This is a genomic window from Lentzea sp. NPDC036955 (assembly GCF_055608005.1).
Genome location: NZ_JBVJRC010000001.1, coordinates 314,609 through 333,778, shown reverse-complemented (window position 1 = coordinate 333,778; position 19,170 = coordinate 314,609). Strand labels below are relative to the sequence as shown.

General features: G+C 70.5%; 18 protein-coding genes. 15 read left to right on the top strand and 3 right to left on the bottom strand.

All coding sequences use genetic code 11. The features are described 5' to 3' along the window. Positions 1-71 precede the first annotated feature (71 nt). From pafA to ACZ7CF_RS01555, 13 genes are all read left to right on the top strand, one after another. On the top strand, positions 72-1,430 hold the full coding sequence (gene pafA / locus ACZ7CF_RS01615; protein WP_089955448.1) for a Pup--protein ligase: 1,359 nt from the start codon (positions 72-74) through the stop codon (positions 1,428-1,430). Positions 1,431-1,462: 32 nt separating this feature from the next. Continuing rightward, positions 1,463-2,467, top strand: coding sequence for a YCF48-related protein (locus ACZ7CF_RS01610; protein WP_470368551.1), 1,005 nt, complete (start codon positions 1,463-1,465; stop codon positions 2,465-2,467). A gap of 35 nt (positions 2,468-2,502) precedes the next feature. After that, positions 2,503-3,348 carry an alpha/beta fold hydrolase gene (locus ACZ7CF_RS01605; RefSeq protein WP_458433282.1) on the top strand — a complete coding sequence of 282 codons (846 nt, stop codon included), beginning with the start codon at positions 2,503-2,505 and terminating at the stop codon, positions 3,346-3,348. A 90-nt stretch (positions 3,349-3,438) separates the two neighbouring features. Then, positions 3,439-4,404 (top strand): helix-turn-helix transcriptional regulator, encoded by a 966-nt coding sequence (locus ACZ7CF_RS01600; RefSeq protein WP_360387347.1) that lies wholly within the window; start codon positions 3,439-3,441, stop codon positions 4,402-4,404. Further along, positions 4,401-5,372, top strand: a complete 972-nt coding sequence (locus ACZ7CF_RS01595) for a helix-turn-helix transcriptional regulator (RefSeq protein WP_360387349.1) — start codon at positions 4,401-4,403, stop codon at positions 5,370-5,372. The genes ACZ7CF_RS01600 and ACZ7CF_RS01595 overlap by 4 nt, the downstream gene beginning before the upstream one ends. Before the next feature lie 18 nt (positions 5,373-5,390). Next, positions 5,391-5,663 (top strand): bacteriophage holin, encoded by a 273-nt coding sequence (locus tag ACZ7CF_RS01590; RefSeq protein ID WP_360387352.1) that lies wholly within the window; start codon positions 5,391-5,393, stop codon positions 5,661-5,663. Further along, on the top strand, positions 5,656-5,982 hold the full coding sequence (gene tatA, locus ACZ7CF_RS01585; protein WP_360387355.1) for a Sec-independent protein translocase subunit TatA: 327 nt from the start codon (positions 5,656-5,658) through the stop codon (positions 5,980-5,982). Before ACZ7CF_RS01590 ends, tatA begins: the two co-directional genes overlap by 8 nt. Before the next feature lie 114 nt (positions 5,983-6,096). After that, the gene (tatC, locus tag ACZ7CF_RS01580) at positions 6,097-7,020 is read left to right on the top strand and encodes a twin-arginine translocase subunit TatC (RefSeq protein ID WP_360388362.1); all 924 of its coding nucleotides are present in this window, start codon (positions 6,097-6,099) and stop codon (positions 7,018-7,020) included. Further along, a complete protein-coding gene (locus ACZ7CF_RS01575) occupies positions 7,017-7,877 on the top strand; it encodes a diacylglycerol/lipid kinase family protein (RefSeq protein WP_470368550.1) in 861 nt (286 codons plus the stop codon). The genes tatC and ACZ7CF_RS01575 overlap by 4 nt, the downstream gene beginning before the upstream one ends. 45 nt (positions 7,878-7,922) lie before the next feature. Continuing rightward, positions 7,923-9,767, top strand: coding sequence for a molecular chaperone HtpG (htpG, locus tag ACZ7CF_RS01570; RefSeq protein WP_360387360.1), 1,845 nt, complete (start codon positions 7,923-7,925; stop codon positions 9,765-9,767). Positions 9,768-9,962: 195 nt separating this feature from the next. Beyond that, entirely contained in the window at positions 9,963-12,710 is a 2,748-nt protein-coding gene (locus ACZ7CF_RS01565) for a DEAD/DEAH box helicase (RefSeq protein WP_360387363.1), read from the top strand. 96 nt (positions 12,711-12,806) lie between these two features. Then, the gene (locus ACZ7CF_RS01560) at positions 12,807-13,493 is read left to right on the top strand and encodes a DUF4333 domain-containing protein (RefSeq protein WP_360387366.1); all 687 of its coding nucleotides are present in this window, start codon (positions 12,807-12,809) and stop codon (positions 13,491-13,493) included. A gap of 132 nt (positions 13,494-13,625) precedes the next feature. Further along, the gene (locus ACZ7CF_RS01555; protein ID WP_470368549.1) at positions 13,626-14,795 is read left to right on the top strand and encodes a GNAT family N-acetyltransferase; all 1,170 of its coding nucleotides are present in this window, start codon (positions 13,626-13,628) and stop codon (positions 14,793-14,795) included. Here ACZ7CF_RS01555 and ACZ7CF_RS01550 read toward each other — a convergent pair. Further along, a complete protein-coding gene (locus ACZ7CF_RS01550) occupies positions 14,792-15,736 on the bottom strand; it encodes a 5'-3' exonuclease (RefSeq protein WP_470368548.1) in 945 nt (314 codons plus the stop codon). The two genes, ACZ7CF_RS01555 and ACZ7CF_RS01550, sit on opposite strands and share 4 nt — an antisense overlap. 28 nt (positions 15,737-15,764) lie before the next feature. On the opposite strand from ACZ7CF_RS01550, the gene ACZ7CF_RS01545 reads away from it, so the two are divergent. Both ACZ7CF_RS01545 and ACZ7CF_RS01540 read left to right on the top strand, forming a co-directional pair. Further along, a complete protein-coding gene (locus ACZ7CF_RS01545; RefSeq protein ID WP_360387375.1) occupies positions 15,765-16,886 on the top strand; it encodes a M24 family metallopeptidase in 1,122 nt (373 codons plus the stop codon). Then, positions 16,883-17,329: an Lrp/AsnC family transcriptional regulator gene (locus tag ACZ7CF_RS01540; protein WP_360387378.1), complete on the top strand. Its 447-nt coding sequence runs from the start codon at positions 16,883-16,885 to the stop codon at positions 17,327-17,329. Before ACZ7CF_RS01545 ends, ACZ7CF_RS01540 begins: the two co-directional genes overlap by 4 nt. A 100-nt stretch (positions 17,330-17,429) precedes the next feature. Here the strand turns inward: ACZ7CF_RS01540 and ACZ7CF_RS01535 are convergent, their stop codons facing one another. Both ACZ7CF_RS01535 and ACZ7CF_RS01530 read right to left on the bottom strand, forming a co-directional pair. Next, positions 17,430-18,074 carry a response regulator gene (locus tag ACZ7CF_RS01535; RefSeq protein WP_470368547.1) on the bottom strand — a complete coding sequence of 215 codons (645 nt, stop codon included), beginning with the start codon at positions 18,072-18,074 and terminating at the stop codon, positions 17,430-17,432. Next, the gene (locus tag ACZ7CF_RS01530) at positions 18,071-19,123 is read right to left on the bottom strand and encodes a sensor histidine kinase (RefSeq protein WP_360387384.1); all 1,053 of its coding nucleotides are present in this window, start codon (positions 19,121-19,123) and stop codon (positions 18,071-18,073) included. Before ACZ7CF_RS01530 ends, ACZ7CF_RS01535 begins: the two co-directional genes overlap by 4 nt. Positions 19,124-19,170 lie beyond the last annotated feature (47 nt).

The window sequence follows — 19,170 nt, the reverse complement described above, 5'->3', positions numbered from 1 at the left end:
ACTAAACCGCAACCGGCGTGCCGCCCGAACGGATCACCCTCCTCCGCCTGCGCGTCGCCTACTGTTGAGGGATGCAGCGGCGGATCTTCGGCATTGAGACAGAGTTCGGGGTGACCTGCACCTTCCACGGGCAGCGTCGACTGTCCCCGGACGAGGTCGCGCGGTACTTGTTCCGCCGGGTCGTGTCCTGGGGGCGTTCGTCCAACGTCTTCCTGCGCAACGGCTCCCGGCTCTACCTCGACGTCGGCTCGCACCCCGAGTACGCCACGGCCGAGTGCGACGACCTGGCCCAGCTCGTCACGCACGACAAGGCGGGGGAGCGGATCCTCGAGGACCTGCTCGTCGACGCCGAGCGCAGGCTCGCCGACGAGGGCATCGGCGGCGACATCTTCCTGTTCAAGAACAACACCGACTCGGCGGGCAACTCCTACGGCTGCCACGAGAACTACCTGGTCGCACGGGCCGGCGAGTTCTCCCGCATCGCGGACGTGCTGCTGCCGTTCCTGGTCACCCGCCAGCTGATCTGCGGCGCCGGCAAGGTCCTGCAGACCCCGCGCGGCGCCGTGTACTGCCTCTCGCAGCGCGCCGAGCACATCTGGGAGGGCGTGTCGTCCGCGACCACCCGGTCCCGCCCGATCATCAACACCCGCGACGAGCCGCACGCCGACGCCGAGCGCTACCGGCGCCTGCACGTCATCGTCGGCGACTCGAACATGTCCGAGGTCACCACGCTGCTCAAGGTCGGCAGCGCCAACCTGGTGCTGGAGATGATCGAGCAGGGCGTCCAGTTCCGCGACTTCTCCCTGGACAACCCGATCCGCGCCATCCGCGAGATCTCCCACGACCTGACCGGCCGCCGCACCGTCCGCCTGGCCGGCGGCAAGGAGGCCTCCGCGCTCGACATCCAGCGCGAGTACTACGAGAAGGCCGTCGAACACGTCGCCAAGCGCTCTCCCGACCCGATGGCGCAGCGCGTCCTCGAACTGTGGGGCCGCACCCTCGACGCCGTCGAGTCGCAGGACCTCTCCAAGATCGACCGCGAGATCGACTGGGCCATCAAGAACCGCCTGATGGAGCGGTACATGGCCAAGCACGACATGGACCTGTCCAACCCCCGCATCGCCCAGCTCGACCTCGCCTACCACGACATCCGCCGCGGCCGCGGCGTCTTCGACCTGCTCCAGCGCAAGGGCCAGGTCGAACGCGTGACCGACGACGGCGAGATCGAGGCCGCGAAGGACACCCCGCCGCAGACCACCCGCGCGAAGCTGCGCGGCGACTTCATCGCCGCGGCGCAGGCCGCCGGACGTGACTTCACCGTGGACTGGGTGCACCTGAAGCTGAACGACCAGGCGCAGCGGACCGTGCTGTGCAAGGACCCGTTCCGCGCGGTGGACGAGCGGGTGGAAAGGCTCATCTCGTCGCTTTAGCAGCGTTGTGAGAACTGGCAGAGTGCCGTCGCATGAGGATCATCGCGGCGGCACTCGCTGCTTTTCTGCTCCTGCCCGGGGTCGCGGCAGCGGCCCCGGACCCCTACTGGGAGCTGACCCCCACCGGCACCGACGCGCGGCTGCGCGGCCTGTCCGCCGTGAACGGCCAGGTCGCGTGGGTCAGCGGGTCGAAGGGCACCGTCCTGCGCACCACGAACGGCGGGCGGACGTGGGAGTCCGTCGCGCCGCCGGGCACCGCCGCGCTGGACTTCCGCGACATCGAGGCCTTCGACGCGCGCACCGCGGTGGCGTTGTCGATCGGTGAAGGGGAGACGTCGCGGATCTACCGCACGAGCGACGGCGGCAAGACGTGGCAGGAGGAGTTCCGCAACACCGACCCCAAGGCGTTCTACGACTGCATGGCGTTCTTCGACCGGTTCCGCGGGCTGGCGTTGAGCGACCCGGTGGACGGGAAGTTCCGGGTCCTCAGGACGTGGGACGGCGGCCGGTCGTGGCACGTCAACGACCCCAAGGGCATGCCGGACGCATTGCCGGGCGAGTTCGCGTTCGCCGCGTCCGGGCAGTGCGTGACGACGGCGGGCAACCACGCCTGGATCGCCACCGGCGGCGGTGCGCAGGCACGGGTGCTGGAGTCGCGCGACGGCGGCAGGTCGTGGCGAGCGGATGAGGTGCCGCTGCCGGCGGGGGAGGCGGCCGGGGTGTTCGCGGTGGCGTTCAAGACGCCGTGGCGGGGCGTGGCGATCGGCGGCGACTACCTCAAGCCGACGGATCCGACGCCGGCGTTCGCCACCAACGACGGACGCGGCTGGAAGGCCGGGACGACGGCTCCGGTCGGGTACCGGTCCGGGATCGCCTACCGGGGCAACGGGCTCGTCGCGGTCGGTCCGTCGGGGACGGACGTGTCCGGGGACGGGAAGAGCTGGCGGGTGGCCGACGCGGGCAGCTTCGACACGGTCGACTGCGTCGGCGGGGCCTGCTGGGCCGCGGGGGAGAAGGGACGGGCGGGGTGGAACTAGTTTCCGCTTGCGGTGCGGTGGGGTAACCAGGGCGCGTGTTCGAGGGATTCTCGTTGCGCCGCATCGATGTCGGCGAGGCAGTGCTGCGGGTGAGGACCGGTGGTGCAGGGCCGCCGGTCCTCCTGCTGCACGGCCACCCTCGCACGCACACGACGTGGCACCGGGTCGCGCCGCAGCTCGCGGCCGACCACACCGTGGTGTGCCCGGACCTGCGCGGCTACGGCGAGTCCAGCAAGCCCGGCGACTACTCGAAGCGGGCGATGGCCCGCGACTTCGTGCGGCTCATGCGCGAGCTCGGCCACGAGCGGTTCGCCGTCGTCGGGCACGACCGGGGTGCGGCCGCGGCCATCCGGCTCGCGCTCGACCACCCCGAACGGGTCACGCGGCTCGCGGTGCTCGACGGGCTGCCGGTCGGGGCGCACCTGGCGCGGTGCGACGCGCGGTTCGCGCAGGCCTGGTACCACTGGTTCTTCCTCGCGCAGCAGGACATCGCGGCCGCGATGATCAGCCAGGACCCCGGCCTCTGGTACGGCGGGCGGTACCGGGACACGCCCGCGGCCATGGGGGTCGAGAACTGGGCGGACTACCAGCGCGCGATCAACGACCGCGACACCGTGCACGCCATGTGCGGCGACTACCGGGCCGGGCTGGAGGTCGACCGCGCGCACGACGACGAGGACCTCGCCAACGGGCGCAAGATCGCGTGCCCGGTGCTCGCGCTGTGGTCGACCAAGGACGACCTGGGCGACCTCTACGACGACCTGCCGGGCATCTGGAGCGAATGGGCCGACGACGTCCGTGTGCGGCCCATCGACTCCGGGCACCACGTGGCCGAGGAAGCGCCGGACGAGCTCGTAAGAGAGTTGCGCACACTGCTGTGACGTGCGGGTCAACGCGCGCAGTGTGCTGAACGGACCGTTCACGACAGGTGGTGATTAGGTTTCAGCACGCGCGAGGTTAGGGTTACTGCCGTGGCCATCGCACGCGCCGAACGCCTTGTCAACCTGGTGCTGTGCCTGCTGTCGACCCGCCAGTACCTGACAGCGGAGCGCATCCGCGCCATCGTCCCCGGCTATCACGAAGCGCCGACGGACGAGGCGTTCTTCCGCATGTTCGAACGCGACAAGTCCGAGCTGCGGGACCTGGGCGTGCCGCTGGAGGTGGGCCGCCAGTCGAACGTCGAGGGCGCGGAGGACGGCTACCGGATCGCGCGCCGCGACTACGAGCTCGGCGACATCGACCTCGAACCCGACGAGGCCGCCGCCGTCGCGCTGGCCGCACGGCTGTGGGACTCACCGCAGCTCACGGGTGCCGTGCACGGTGCGCTGATCAAGCTGCGCGCGGCCGGTGTGGACGTCGACCAGGACGCGCCCGCGGCCGTCGAGCCCAAGGTCAGGGCCAACGAGCCCGCGTTCCCGCCGCTGCTGCAGGCGGTGCAGGCGGGGCAGGCCGTCGCGTTCGACTACCGCAAGCCACCGCCGGGCGGGCAGAAGGAGCGCACGGTCGAACCGTGGGGCGTGGTCGCGTGGCGTGGCAAGTGGTACCTCGTCGGCTGGGACCGCGAACGCCGCGACACCCGCTGCTTCCGCCTGTCACGGGTGGTCGGGCAGGTCAGGACCGTCGGCAGGCCCGGCGCGTTCACCGTGCCGGAGGGCACCGACCTGATGAGCCTCATCGCCCGCACCCAGGCCGACCCGCACGAGACGGCGCCGGCCAGGATCTGGGTCGCGAAGGGCAGGGCGCAGGGCGTGCGCAGGCACGCGAAGGTCGTGGAGCACCGCGACGGCGGCGACGTCGTCGAGATCGACCTGAAGTTCCCCGACTCGGCGGCCAAGTGGCTGGCCGGGTTCGGGCCCGACGTCGTCGTGCTGGAACCCGAGGTGCTCGCCAAGAGCGTCCGCGACCGGCTGCAGGGTGCACTGGAGGGAGCGCGGTGACCGCGTCCAACGAACGGCTGCCGCGGCTGCTCGCACTCGTGCCGTACCTGCTCAACCGGCCGGCGATCACCGTCAAGGAGGCCGCCGCCGACTTCGGGATCACCCCGAAGCAGCTGCGCAAGGACCTCGAGCTGCTGTGGATGTGCGGCCTGCCCGGCTACGGCCCCGGCGACCTCATCGACCTCAGCTTCGAGGGCGAGACGATCACCGTCAGCTTCGACGCGGGCATGAACCGGCCGCTGCGGCTCACCGCGGCGGAGGCGTCGTCGCTGCTCGTGGCGCTGCGGGCGCTCGCGGACACCCCGGGCGTCGTCGACACCGACGCCGTGCAGCGGGCGCTGGCCAAGATCGAGTCGGCGGTCGGCAAGGCCCAGCCCGCGGGCATGGTCGTGGGGCTCGCGGCGTTCGAGCGCGAGGAGACCGCCGAGATCCGCGCGGCCGTGCAGGACGCCGTGAAGCGCGAACGGGCCGTGCGCATCCGTTACTACTCGCAGTCGCACGACGCGATGAGCGACCGTGTGGTCGATCCGATGCGCCTGTTGCTGCTGGAAGGCCGCGGCTACCTCGAAGCGTGGTGCCGGTCCGCGCTCGGCGTGCGGTTGTTCCGGCTCGACCGCATCGACGGGGTCGAGGTCCTGGACGAGGCGAGCGTGCCACCGCCGCACGCCAAGCACACCGACACATCGGAGGGGTTGTTCCAGCCGAGGGACAACCAGAAGATCGCGGTCCTCCTGCTCGAACCGGACGCGCACTGGGTGGCGGAGTACTACCCGGTGGACCACGCGGCGGAGATCTCCGACGGCCGCACGCGTGTCCTCATGCGCTACGACGACCCGTCGTGGATGGTTCGCCTGCTCCTCGGGCTGGGCGGTGACGTGCACGTCGAACAGCCGCCGGAGCTCGCGGCCGAGGTGGTCCGGCGGGCAGAGGAGGCATTGCGCCGGGCAGATCACCTGCTGTCCACCTGAGCCGTATAACGTGGGGTCGTGCCGTACACACCGACCCTGGCGCTGCTCGTCCTCGGCCTGATCGTGCTCGTCGTGATCGGCAGGCTGGTCCTCCGATCCTTGCGTCGATTCGCCAGTGCCCGCACTCTGGTGGGGGACAGGGTCGGCGACGGAGTGGGCCTGCTCAAGGCGCGATCAGCAGCGCTGAAGGTGGCCCTCGCCGAGCGGCGGCGCACGGAACAGGTCCCCACCAGGGACGACCCCGCGTACGATCGTCGTGGCGGGGGAGACAGGAGGATCACCAATGGGTAACCTCGGACCCACCGAGCTGATCATCATCGCAGTGGTGATCATTCTGCTGTTCGGTGCGAAGAAGCTTCCCGACATGGCCCGTTCGCTCGGCAAGTCGGCCAAGATCTTCAAGGCGGAGACCAAGGGCCTGCGCGACCAGGACGCGGACGACACGCCGGTCCAGCAGCAGCCCGTGGTGCAGCAGCCCGTCCAGCAGCTGCCGCCGGCCCAGCCGCAGGTGCAGCAGCCCGTTCAGCCCGTTCAGCCCGTCGTGCAGCAGCCGCAGGTGGCGCCCCCGATCGAGCAGACCGCGCAGAACAAGGCCAACAACATCAACTGACCTCCCCCGGTCTCCGACTTCGTAAGGACGGTCACCGAGGTGGCAAGTCCGTTCCGGTGGTTCGCGGAGCGCCGGGAACGCGCCAAGCGCCGTCGAGCCAACGCCGACGGCACCATGTCGCTCAAGGATCACCTGTACGAGCTGAGGCACCGGCTCGGCCTGGCGATGCTGATCATCGCGATCGGTGCCATCTTCGGCTGGATCTGGTTCGACGTGCGGCTGGGGCCGGTCCCGTCGCTGGGCGAGATCATGACCGGCCCCTACTGCCAGCCCGACCTCGAGCCCTACCGGGTCAAGTTCCCCGGCGAGGAGGGCTGCAAGCTGCTGCAGACCGAGCCGTTCGAGGTCTTCATGATCCGGCTCAAGGTCGGTGCGGCGGCGGGTGCGGTGCTGCTCAGCCCGTTCTGGCTCTACCAGTTCTGGGCGTTCATCACGCCCGGCCTGTACGCGAAGGAGCGCAACTTCGCGCGCACCTTCGTCTCGTTCGCCGCCGTGCTGTTCGCGGCGGGCGCGGTGCTCGCGTACTGGGTCGTGCCGCAGGGCCTGCAGGTGCTGATCAGCTTCGGTGGCGACAACTTCATCACCGCGCTGACCGGTGAGAAGTACATCTCGTTCATCATCACGATGCTCTTCATCTTCGGCGTCAGCTTCGAGCTGCCGCTCGTGGTCGTGATGCTGAACCGGGCGGGCGTGATCACCTACGAGGCGCTCTCGAAGTGGCGGCGCGGCCTGCTCATGGGCCTGTTCGTGTTCGCCGCGATCGCGACGCCGGGCACCGACCCGATCTCCATGATCGCGCTGGCGATCGCGTTGTCGCTGCTGTTCGAGATGGCCATCCAGATCGCCAGGATCCACGACCGGCGCGCCGCCAGGCTGCGCGCGGCCGACGGCTGGGACGCGCTGGACGACAACGAGGCGGCCCCGTTCCACTACACGCCGTCCGACGCCGACGGCAACGACGCCGACGACAAGGGCGCCGGGCAGAAGGCGGTCGCTTCGGAACCCGCGAAGCGCGTGAACTACGACGACGCCACGTGACACGGGCGGCCCTGCTGGTCTGCCCCGCGTCGGGCAAGGGGCGGGCGGCCCGGATCGCCGGGTCTACCGCCGCCGCGTTGCGACCGCACGTCTCCGAGCTGCGCCAGCTCGTCGCCCACGACGCCGGGGGCACGCTCGCGCTGGCGCGCCAAGCCGTCGCCGACGGCGTCGACCTGCTGGTCGTGCTGGGCGGTGACGGTGCCGCCCACCTGGGCATCCAGGCGTGCGCGGGCACGTCCACGGCACTGGGGATCGTCCCGGCGGGCACCGGCAACGACCTGGCCAACGCCATCGGGTCCCGGTCGGTCGAGGACGTCGTCCACGGCACGAAGAAGACTCTCGACCTCGGTCGGCTGTCCACCGGCCAGTGGTTCGCCACGGTCCTGTGCGCGGGCTTCGACTCCGCGGTGAACGAGCGGGCGAACGTGATGCGCTGGCCCGCCGGCCCGCGCCGCTACGACCTCGCCGTGCTGGCCGAGCTCGCGTCACTGCGGTCGGCTCCGCTGCTGGTCACGACCGAGTCCGAGACGTTCTCGCTGGACGCGACGCTGGTCGCGGTGGGCAACACGCCGAACTACGGCGGCGGCATCCCGGTGTGCCCCGACGCCGACGCCGCCGACGGCTTGTTCGACGTGACCGTCGTGGAACGCGCGAGCCGCTCGATGCTGGTGCGGATGCTGCCCACGTTGCGCACGGGCCGGCACACCGACCATCCGGCGGTGCGCACGTTCCACGCCCGTGAGGTCTCGTTGGCCGGGGGCAACGGCTGGGTCGCGTACGCCGACGGCGAGCGTCAAGAGGCGTTGCCCATCTCCGTTCGGACGGTTCCTGACGCGCTCACCGTCGTGGGTCGCTAACTTATAGGGCTGTTCGGTCCGCTTTGATCTTTTCGGTAGGGATGTATGGAAACCCTGGAGTTCCAGAGCGAGGCTCGCCAGCTGCTGCAGCTGATGATCCACTCGATCTACTCGAACAAGGACACGTTCCTGCGCGAGCTGGTGTCGAACGCCTCGGACGCGCTGGACAAGCTCCGGCTGGAGTCCTTCCGCGACAAGGACATGGTCGCCGACACCGACGACCTGCACATCGTCATCGAGTCCGATCCCGCCGAGCGCACGCTGACCGTGCGCGACAACGGCATCGGCATGACGCGCGAGGACGTCGTCCGGTTGATCGGCACGATCGCGAAGTCCGGCACCGCCGAGTTCCTGGGCAAGCTCAAGGAACAGCAGTCCGGCAACGCCTCGGACCTGATCGGCCAGTTCGGCATCGGCTTCTACTCGTCGTTCATGGTGGCCGACAAGGTCACGCTGGTGACGAAGCACCCGCACGCCGAGAAGGGCGTGCGCTGGGAGTCGACCGGCGAGAGCACTTACACGATCGACGAGGTCGACGACGCGCCGCAGGGCACCTCCGTCACGTTGCACCTGAAGCCGTCCGACGACGAGGACCAGCTGCCGGACTACACCGAGCCGGCGAAGATCCGCGAGATCGTCAAGCGCTACTCCGACTTCATCACCTGGCCGGTGCGCCTGGGCGGTGAGGAGATCAACTCCCGCAAGGCGCTGTGGGCGCGCCCGGCCTCCGAGGTGACCGAGGAGGAGTACGCCGAGTTCTACCGGCACATCAGCCACGACTGGAACGCGCCGCTCGAGACCATCCGCATGCAGGCGGAGGGCACGTTCGAGTACCAGGCGCTGCTGTTCCTGCCCGCGCAGGCCCCGATGGACCTGTTCATGCGCGACGCCAGGCGCGGTGTGCAGCTCTACGTCAAGCGCGTCTTCATCATGGACGACTGCCGCGAGCTCATGCCCGAGTACCTGCGGTTCGTGAAGGGCGTCGTCGACGCGGCGGACCTGTCGCTGAACGTCTCGCGGGAGATCCTGCAGCAGGACCGCCAGATCCAGCTGATGCGCCGCCGGCTCGTGAAGAAGGTGCTGTCCTCGATCAAGGCGTTGCAGGGCAACCGCCCCGACGACTACGCCAAGCTGTGGGGCGAGGTCGGCGCGGCGCTCAAGGAGGGCCTGCTCGCCGACGCCGACAACCGCGACGCGATCCTGGAGATCTGCTCGTTCGCGTCCACGCACTCGGCCGACGCGCCCACCACGCTCGCCGACTACGTGTCGCGGATGAAGGAGGGCCAGGAGCACATCTACTACATGAACGGTGAGTCCCGCGCCGCCGTGGAGCACTCGCCGCACATGGAGGCGTTGCGCGCCAAGGGCTACGAGGTGCTGATCCTCACCGACGGCATCGACGAGATGTGGCCGGAGTCGGTGCCCTCCTTCGACGGCAAGCCGTTCCAGTCCGTCGCCAAGGGCCAGGTGGACCTGGAGACGGAGGAGGAGAAGTCGGCGGCCGCGGCCAAGGCCGAGGAGTTCGGCGACCTGCTCACGTGGCTGCAGGGCCTGCTGGAGGACAGCGTCAAGGAGGTCCGGCTCTCCTCGCGCCTCACGACCTCGCCGGCGTGCGTGGTCGGCGACGCGCACGACATCACGCCCACGCTGGAGAAGATGTACAAGGCGATGGGGCAGGAGCTGCCGAAGATCAAGCGGATCCTGGAGCTGAACCCGTCCCACCCGCTGGTCGAGGGCCTGCACCGGGCGTTCGCCGCGGGTGAACGCGACTCGCTGACCGACACGGCCGAGCTGCTGCACGGCCTGGCCCTGCTGGCCGAGGGCGGCGAGCTGGCCGACCCGTCTCGCTTCGTGAAGCTGGTGGCCGACCGCGTCCAGCGCACGTTCTGAGTGCACGCGGGGAGCTTTCGTACTCTCCTGGCGCACGCGGGGGCCCCGCGTTACCCACAGGGGAACGCGGGGCCCCCGCGTGACAGGAAGAACTGCGGTGGGCTTGGCGAAGGGAGTGGGGTTTATGGGTTCAGTGAGGGCTGAAGTTAATCTATCTCGGCGGCAATTGTCGGTGGTGTGTGACAGCCTGGAGGGGTGTCACGTGCTTCGCGGTCCCCGGCCGAGGCCTACGCCCAGTCACGGCGTAACGCTCAGCGGCCCAAGCTGACCGACTTCGGCTCCGTCATCTCCTTCGAGCTGGACCCGTTCCAGCGCCAGGCCTGCGAGGCCCTCGAGGACGGTCACGGAGTGCTCGTCTGCGCCCCGACCGGTGCCGGCAAGACCGTCGTGGGCGAGTTCGCGGTGCACCTCGCGCTGACCGAGGGCCGCAAGTGCTTCTACACCACCCCGATCAAGGCGCTGTCGAACCAGAAGTTCGCCGACCTCACGGCGCGCTACGGCGCGAAGAACATCGGCCTGCTGACGGGCGACACGAGCATCAACGGTGGCGCGCCGATCGTGGTGATGACCACGGAGGTGCTGCGGAACATGCTGTACTCGGGTTCGTCCACTCTGGACGGCCTCGCGTACGTGGTGATGGACGAGGTGCACTACCTCGCCGACCGGTTCCGCGGCCCGGTGTGGGAGGAGGTCATCCTGCACCTGCCGGAGCACGTGCAGGTGGTCGGCCTGTCCGCGACGGTCAGCAACGCCGAGGAGTTCGGCGAGTGGCTGGTCGAGGTGCGCGGCGACACGGCGGTGGTGGTCGACGAGCACCGGCCGGTGCCGCTGTGGCAGCACATGCTGGTGGGCAACCAGATGCTCGACCTGTTCGAGGGCGACGAGACGCACGCGCGGATCAACTCGCAGGTGCTGCGCAAGACCGAGGAGCTGGCGCGCTACCACGTGCCGTTCAGCCGCGGCCGCAACCGCGGTGGCGGCGGTGGTCCCGGCAGGCCGGCGCGCGGCAGCGGGTTCAAGCCGCCCTCGCGCATCGACATGATCCAACGGCTCGACAACGCGAGCCTGCTGCCCGCGATCGTGTTCGTGTTCAGCCGGGCCGGGTGTGACGCGGCGGTCGCGCAGACCGCGCGGGCCGGGTTGCGGCTCAACACGCCGGAGGAGACCGAGGAGGTCCGCCGGATCATCGACGAGAAGACCCGCGACCTGCCAGAGGCCGACCTGATGGTGCTCGGGTTCTGGGAGTGGCGGGAGGCGCTGGAGCGGGGCATCGCGTCGCACCACGCCGGGTTGCTGCCCGCGTTCAAGGAGACCGTCGAGGAGCTGTTCGTCCGCGGCCTGGTGAAGGTCGTGTTCGCCACCGAGACGCTGGCGCTGGGCATCAACATGCCGGCGCGCACGGTCGTGCTCGAGAAGCTGGTGAAGTACAACGGCGAGGCGCACGTCGACCTCACGCCGGGCGAGTACACGCAGCTGACCGGCCGGGCGGGCCGCCGCGGCATCGACGTCGAGGGCCACGCGGTCGTCGTGTGGCAGCCGGGCATCGACCCGAAGGCGGTCGGCGGGCTCGCCTCCACGCGCACGTACCCGCTGCGCTCGTCGTTCCGGCCCGGCTACAACATGGCCGTCAACCTGGTGTCGCAGCTGGGCGCCTCGGCCGCGCGCGAGATCCTGGAGCAGTCGTTCGCGCAGTTCCAGGCCGACCGCTCGGTGGTGGGCCTGGCGCGGCGGATCGAGCGCAACAAGGAGGCGCTGGCGGGCTACTCGGAGTCCATGACGTGCCACCTGGGCGACTTCGCGGAGTACGCGGGGCTGCGCAGGCGGGTCGCGGACCGGGAGAAGCAGCTCGCGAAGCAGAACACGAACGCGCGGCGGATCGAGACGGCGAAGTCGCTGGAGACGTTGCGCAAGGGCGATGTGATCGCGGTGCCGTCGGGGCGCAGGTCCGGTCTCGCGGTCGTCATCGACCCCGGCATCGAGCCGCTGGGCGAGGCGCGGCCGCTGGTCGTCACCGAGGACCGCTGGTCGGGCCGGCTCACGTCGGCGGACTTCCCGGCACCGGTCGAGGTGCTGGGGCACGTGAGGCTGCCCAGGCAGGTGGACGTGCGGTCGCCGAAGTCGCGGCGCGACCTGGCCGCGACGATCCGCAACACGGGCATCACGGTGCCCTCGCGCGGCCGCCGCAAGACCACCGCGGACGACGACCCCGAGCTCGCGACGCTGCGCCGGGCCCTGCGCGCGCACCCGTGCCACGGCTGCGACCAGCGCGAGGACCACGCCCGGTGGGGGGAGCGCTACCACCGGCTGCTGGCCGAGACCGAGCAGCTGGAGCGCAAGGTCGCGGCGACCACGCACTCGCTGGCCCGCCAGTTCGACCGGATCAGGGCGTTGCTGCGCGAGCGCGGCTACCTCAGCGAGGTCGACGAGGTCACGGCCGCCGGCAAGCGCCTGACCAGGCTCTACAGCGAGTCGGACCTGCTGGCCGCCGAGTGCCTGCGCCACGGTCTGTGGAAGGGTCTCAAGCCAGAGGAGCTGGCGGCGGTGGTGTCGTCGCTGGTCTACGAGGCGCGGCGGGACGGTCCGGTCGAGGCCCGGCTGCCGCAGGGCCCGGTCGCGGACGCGATGCTCAAGACCGTGCGGCTGTGGGCGGAGATCGAGGACGACGAGCGCCGCCTCAAGCTCGAACGCATCACCCGCCAGCCGGACCCCGGCTTCGCGTGGCCGGTGTACCGGTGGGCGCGCGGCGAGTCGCTGGAGAAGGTGCTGAGCGCCGCGGAGGCGGGCGGCAACGAGCTCGGCGCCGGTGACTTCGTGCGCTGGTGCCGGCAGGTCATCGACCTGCTCGACCAGATCCGCGACGTGTCCGGCAAGGGCGACCCGGTCGGGGCGGCCGCCTCGAAGGCGGTCGACGCGCTGCGGCGCGGTGTCGTGGCGATGATGTGACGTTCGCCTGACAAAGGTTTTGCGAGTCGGAGTGAAGACTGACCACAACGGTGTGGTTGGATCGCGCCGCAACGTCGTACACACGGAGGTCGACAGATGAGCAGCCCGTACGGACCGTCCGGAGGGAACGATCCGCAGCAGCCCTGGGGCCAGCCGCAGCAGCCGCAGCAGCCCTACGGTGGCGGTTTCCCTCCCGGCACCCCGTCCGGCGGCTTCCCGGCTCAGAACCCGTACGGCCAGCCGCAGCAGCCCCAGCAGGGCCAGCCGCAGCAGCCGTACCCCGGGTTCGACCCGTCGCAGCAGCAGACGCAGCAGTACGGCGTGCCGCAGGGGGCCCCGCAGTCGAACCCCTACGGCAACCCGGCGCAGGACCCGTACGGCCAGCAGGCGCAGCAGTACGGTCAGCAGCCCAACCCGTACGGCCAGCAGCCGGGTTACGGCCCGCCGGTGCAGCAGAAGAAGAAGTCCAGCGCGGCCATCTGGGTCGCGGCGGTCGTCGTCGTGCTGATCGTCGGCGGTGTGCTGTTCACCGGGTTCGTGTCGCCGGCGTTCTTCAAGAAGAAGGTCTTCGACAACACCTCGGTGCAGAACGGCATCGTCCAGATCCTCAAGGACGAGTACAAGATCTCCGACGTCGGCAGCGCGACCTGCTCGGGTGAGAACGAGGTCAAGCCCAACACCTCGTTCGAGTGCAAGGTGCAGGTCGGCGGCAAGGACAAGAAGGTCAAGATCGTCGTCAAGACCGAGGACGGCGAGTACGAGGTCGGCCAGCCCACCGGCTGACCTGCGGAAGTTTCCGGAAGACCTTCCCACGGCGTTGCCGGGGGAAGGTCTTCTTCGCGTTGGTCCGCGTTCACGGCGGCCGGTGCGGAAACTGAGGTGCGTCCGCGGTCGTGCTGGGTCACGATCGCGGTCGTGACCGAGATCCGTGTGCTCACCGACGAAGCGCAGTTCCGCACCCACAGCGGCGTGTTCCGCCGCGCCATGCACTGGGGCCCGCCCACCGACGAGCAGTGGGAGGTCATCAAGGCGTCCTACGAGCCCGGTCGCGTGCTCGCCGCGTTCGACGGTGACGAGATGGTCTGCACCACGCAGTCGTTCGGCTCCTCTCTCGTGGTGCCCGGCGGCGCCGTGGTCCCGCATGCCGCCGTGTCACGCGTGGGCGTGCGTGCCGACCACACGCGCCGTGGCGTGCTGACGGCGTTGATGCGCGAACAACTCGCCACGCTGCCCGACCCCGTCGCCACCCTGCGCGCCTCCGAGGGACGCATCTACGGCCGCTTCGGCTACGGCCTGGCCGGTCGCGTCCGCCTCGTCGAGATCGACGCGCGGAAAGCCGTCGTCCCCGGCACGCCGACCGGTCGCGTGCGGATGCTCGACCAGGACACCGCCGACGAGCTGCTGCCCGAGCTGCACGCCACCCTCGGCCTCACCCGCCCCGGCCAGATCGGCCGCTGGACCGGCTGGTGGGCCCGTGCCCGCGACCGCAAGGGCGACGCGGAGAACTCGGTCACCGTCGTCCACACCGGACCCGGCGGTGACGACGGTTTCCTGACCTACGTCGTGAAGACGGAGGAGGAGTTCAAGCACCGGCTGTCCATCCACGACTTCGTGGCGGCCACCCCCGCGGCGTGGCGCGACCTGTGGCGCTACGCGGCACGGCTGGACCTGGTCGACCACATCGAGTGCGAGGTGCCGCTCGACGAGCCGGTGACGTGGCTGTTCGAGGACCCGCGCGTGGTGCGGACCAAGGACGTGTTCGACGAGGTCTGGCTGCGGCTGACCGACGTGCCGCGCATGCTCGCCGTCCGCACGTACGGCCACGCCGACCCGGTGGTCGTCGAGGTGCGGGACAGGCTGCTGCCCGCCAACGACGGCCGCTACCGGGTGACGCCCGACGGCGTGGAGCGGGTCGACGTGGCCGCGGACGTCACGGTGCCGGTCGACCTGCTGGGGGCGTGCTACTTCGGGGACACGACGTTCTCGCAGCTCGCCGCGACGGGCTGGCTCACCGGGACGAAGCTGGCCGAGGCCGACGCGCTGTTCGCCGTCGCGCGGGCCCCGTACTGCGGCACGTTCTTCTAGGCGCGCCGCTCCATCGCGTTCACCAGGCGCGGCACCGACGAGCCGAGGCCCCAGCGCTGCGTCAGCTCCCGCAACCGCTCGGGGTCGGCGGGCACCCGCGGCACCTCGTCGGACCGGTCCAGCACCACCGGTGCGTCCAGGGCCGTGCGCACGACCACCGGTGCCGCCGCCAGGTACTCCTCGGCGGCGATCAGGGCGTTGCGGGCCTTGGTGGTGAGCTTGCGGTCCATCGGGTCGGCCACGGCCTTCAGGACGGCGTCGAGCGAGCCGAACTCGGTGATGAGCTTCGCCGCGGTCTTCTCGCCGATGCCCGCCACGCCCGGCAGGCCGTCGGAGGGGTCGCCGCGCAGCACGGCCATGTCGGCGTAGGCGGAGCCGGCGTTCTCGACCGGCAGCGAGTACTTGGCGGCCAGCTCCTCGGGGCCGAGAACCTCGACCTTGTTCCAGCCGCGGCCCACGTACAGCACGTGCACGGGCGTCGGTTCGGAACGCACGACCTGGAACATGTCGCGGTCGCCCGTGACGACCTCGACGGGTGACTTCTTCTCGTGGTGCGCGAGGGCGCCGATCACGTCGTCGGCCTCGTAGCCAGTGGCCTCGCCGGTGCAGATGCCGGCCGCGTCCAGCACGTCGAGGATGATCGGGATCTGCGGCGTGAGGATGTCCGGCACCTCCTCGGACCCGTCGCCGGCATCGGAAGCGACGCGGTGGGCCTTGTAGGAGGGCAGCGCCTTCACCCGGAACTCCGGGCGCCAGTCGGCGTCCAGGCACGCGACCAGGCGGGCGGCGCCGCGGTCGGTGATGACACGGGCGATCGTGTCGACGAAGCCGCGCACGGCGTTCACCGGCGTGCCGTCGGGCGCGGTCATCGAGTCCGGCAGCGCGTAGAACGACCGGAAGTAGAGGCTCGCGGAGTCGAGCAGCACCAGGGGAGAGCTCACAACCCGACAAGCTACTAGGCTTCGGCCCATGGCAACGATCACCGGGCCCATCGACGTGTCCGCGCTGCGTGCGCGGCTCGACCGCGCTTCCGCCGCCGCGCGGCAGGCGGGCGTGGACGCCCTCCTCATCTCGCCCGGCTCGGACCTGCGGTACCTGATCGGTGCCGGTGGCGACTCGTTCGAGCGGCTCACGTGCCTCGCGCTGCCGGTCGACGGCACGCCCACGCTCGTGGTGCCGAAGCTGGAGCAGCCCGGCTACGCGGGCATCCCGACCGACGAGCTCGGCGTCGAGGTCGTCACCTGGGTCGACGGCGAGGACCCGTACGCGCTGGTCAAGGCCGCGGTCAAGGGCAACCGCACGGCCGTGGCGGACATGATGCCCGCCCTGCACACCATCAAGCTCGGCAACGCCATCGGCGGGCCCCAGTCGCTGGCCGGCCCGATCATCCGCGAGCTGCGCATGCGCAAGGACGCGAGCGAGGTCGCCGCGCTGCGCAAGGCCGGTCAGGCGATCGACCGGGTGCATGCGCGCATGGGCGAGTTCCTGCGCGTCGGCCGCACCGAGCGCGAGGTGGCCAAGGACATCGCCGCCGCCATCGTGGAGGAGGGCCACACGGTCGCGGACTTCGTGATCGTCGGCTCCGGCCCGAACGGCGCGTCACCGCACCACCGCGACTCCGACCGCGTGATTGAAGCGGGCGAGGTCGTGGTCATCGACATCGGCGGCCCGGTCGCCGAGGGCTACAACTCCGACTCCACCCGCACGTACGTCATGGGTGAGCCGAAGCACGACGACGTGTGGGACACCTACGCCGTCCTCCAGGCCGCGCAGAAGGCCGCCGTCGAGGCGGTCAAGCCGGGTGTGACCTGCGAGCAGATCGACGACGTGGCCCGCCAGGTCATCACCGACGCGGGCTTCGGCGAGTACTTCGTGCACCGCACCGGCCACGGCATCGGCCTGGACGTGCACGAGGAGCCCTACATCGTCAGCGGCAACGCGCTGCCGCTCGAAGCGGGCATGGCCTTCAGCGTCGAGCCCGGCATCTACCTGCCCGGCCGCTGGGGTGCCCGCATCGAGGACATCGTCGTCGCGACGGAGGACGGCGTGGAGTCCTTCAACAACCGACCTCACGAGCTGGTGGTGCTTTGACCCTCGAGCAGATCGACAGAGCGATCCTGAAGGAGCTCGCGGCCGACGGCCGTTGCAGCTTCACCGACCTGGCCGAACGCGTCGGCCTGAGCGTGTCGGCGGTGCACCAGCGGGTGAAGCGGCTGGAGCAGCGCGGCATCGTGAAGGGCTACGCGGCCCGGCTGGACGGCGCGGAGGTCGGGTTGCCGATGTCCGCGTTCATCTCGCTCTTCCCGATCAACCCCTCCGAGCCGGACGACTACCCGAGGCGGCTGGAGCACCTGCCGGAGATCGAGGCCTGCTACTCGGTCGCGGGGGACGCCTCGTACGTCCTGCGCGTCCGGGTGGCCTCGCCGGTGGCGCTGGAGGAGCTGCTGCAGAAGATCCGCGAGTCGGCGAACGTGTCGACCCGCACGACGGTCGTGCTGTCCACTCCGTACGAGGACCGCCCACCGGCCGTCTGAGCACTTGGGCCGGAAGCCTTGCCCGCCCCCTCCTTGCAGACGCCGGCAAAGCAGGGGGCGGGGACTTGGGGCGTCACAGGCACAACAGCTGGAAATCTGCTCAAGTCAGGCCGGACTGCACGGCGAACACGACGAGCTGGGCCCGGTCACGGGCCCCCAGCTTCACCATCGCCCGCGACACGTGCGTGCGCACCGTTGCGGGGGAGATCACCAGCACAGCCGCGATCTCGTCGTTGGACGCCCCGGACGCGACGTGCCGCATGATCTCGCGTTCGCGGTCGGTCAGCTTGTCCAGGTGCGGCACGGGTCGCGCGCTCGCGCCCGAGGCGAACCGGTCGATCACCCTGCGCGTGACCGACGGGGACAGCAGCGAGCCGCCGTCGGCGACCACGTGCACGGCGCGCAGCAGGTCGGCGGGGTCGGAGTCCTTCACGAGGAACCCGGACGCGCCGGTGCGCAGCGCCTCGAACACGTACTCGTCGAGGTCGAACGTCGTGAGCATGACGATCTTGACCTCGGCCAGTGCGGGGTCGGAGGAGACACGGCGCAGCACCTCCAGGCCGTCCATCAGCGGCATGCGGATGTCGAGGAACACCACGTCCGGCTTGAGCGACCGGATCAGCCCCAGCGCCTCGCGGCCGTCCGCGGCCTCGCCGACGAGCTGGACGCCGTCCTCGGTCTCGATGAGCGTCCGCAACCCCATCCGCACCAAGGCCTGGTCGTCGGCCACCACCACGCGAATCATGCGGGCAACGGTATCCGTGCGACGACCGTGAAGCCGTGCGTCGTGCGGATCTCCAGCGTGCCACCCAGCGCCTCGGCCCGCGACCGCATTCCGGTGATGCCGTGGCCCTCCTCGACCGGTCCCGGCGTGCCGGTGTCGCTCACCTCGACCACGAGCACACCGCGCGCCTCGTACACCTTCACCGCGGCCGTGACGCCGGGGGAGGCGTGCCGCAGCACGTTCGTCAGCGACTCCTGCACGATCCGGTACGCGGCCAGCTCGTAGGTGCCGGGCACGGCGACCCCGTCGGCCTCCACCGACACCTCCAGGCCCGCCTCGCGCATCCGGGACGCGAGCGCCGGCAGGTCGGCCAGCGAGGTGGTGGGCCGCAACGGTGCCGAGCCGCGCAGGGTGTCCAGTTCGGACCGCAGGCCCTCCAGCGCCTCCTTCGAGGTGGCGCGGATCGCCTCCAGCGACGCGCGGGCCTTCACCGGGTCCCTGTCCAGCACGTACAGCGCCACCCCGGCCTGCATCGCGATCACCGACAGGCCGTGGCCCACGACGTCGTGCACCTCCTGGGCCAGGCGCAGCCGTTCCGAGATCACGGCCCGCTCGCGAACGTCCACAGCGGACCGCCGGCGCAGCCGCATCAGCACACCGGCCGCGGCGGGCAGCAGGATCCAGCCCGCCGACCAGGTGATCCACGACGTCACCGAGTCGTTCCACCACGGCAGGATCGCCAGCGCGTACACCAGGACGCTCGCGGCGGCGAGCTCGATCCGCGCGTACACCGCCACCGCGTACATCGCGGCGACCCCGCTCACCAGCACCGGCCCGAACGGGTACCCCATCGCCAGGTACGCCGTGATGGCCGCGGTCGTGATCCCCACCGTCCACAGCGGACGGGTCGAGCGGAGCAGCAGACCGGCGGCCGCGACGGTGATCAGCACGTACGCGAGGACGTCCACCTCGAACGAGCCGGTCTGCCACCGCGCGGCGAACCGCGTGCCGCCCAGTCCGAAGAACACCAGTGCCGCGGTCAGCGCGATGTCCTGCCACTTGATGCGCATGCCGCCGACGATACGACCGGGGACGTACGCAGATGTGCGTATCTTCC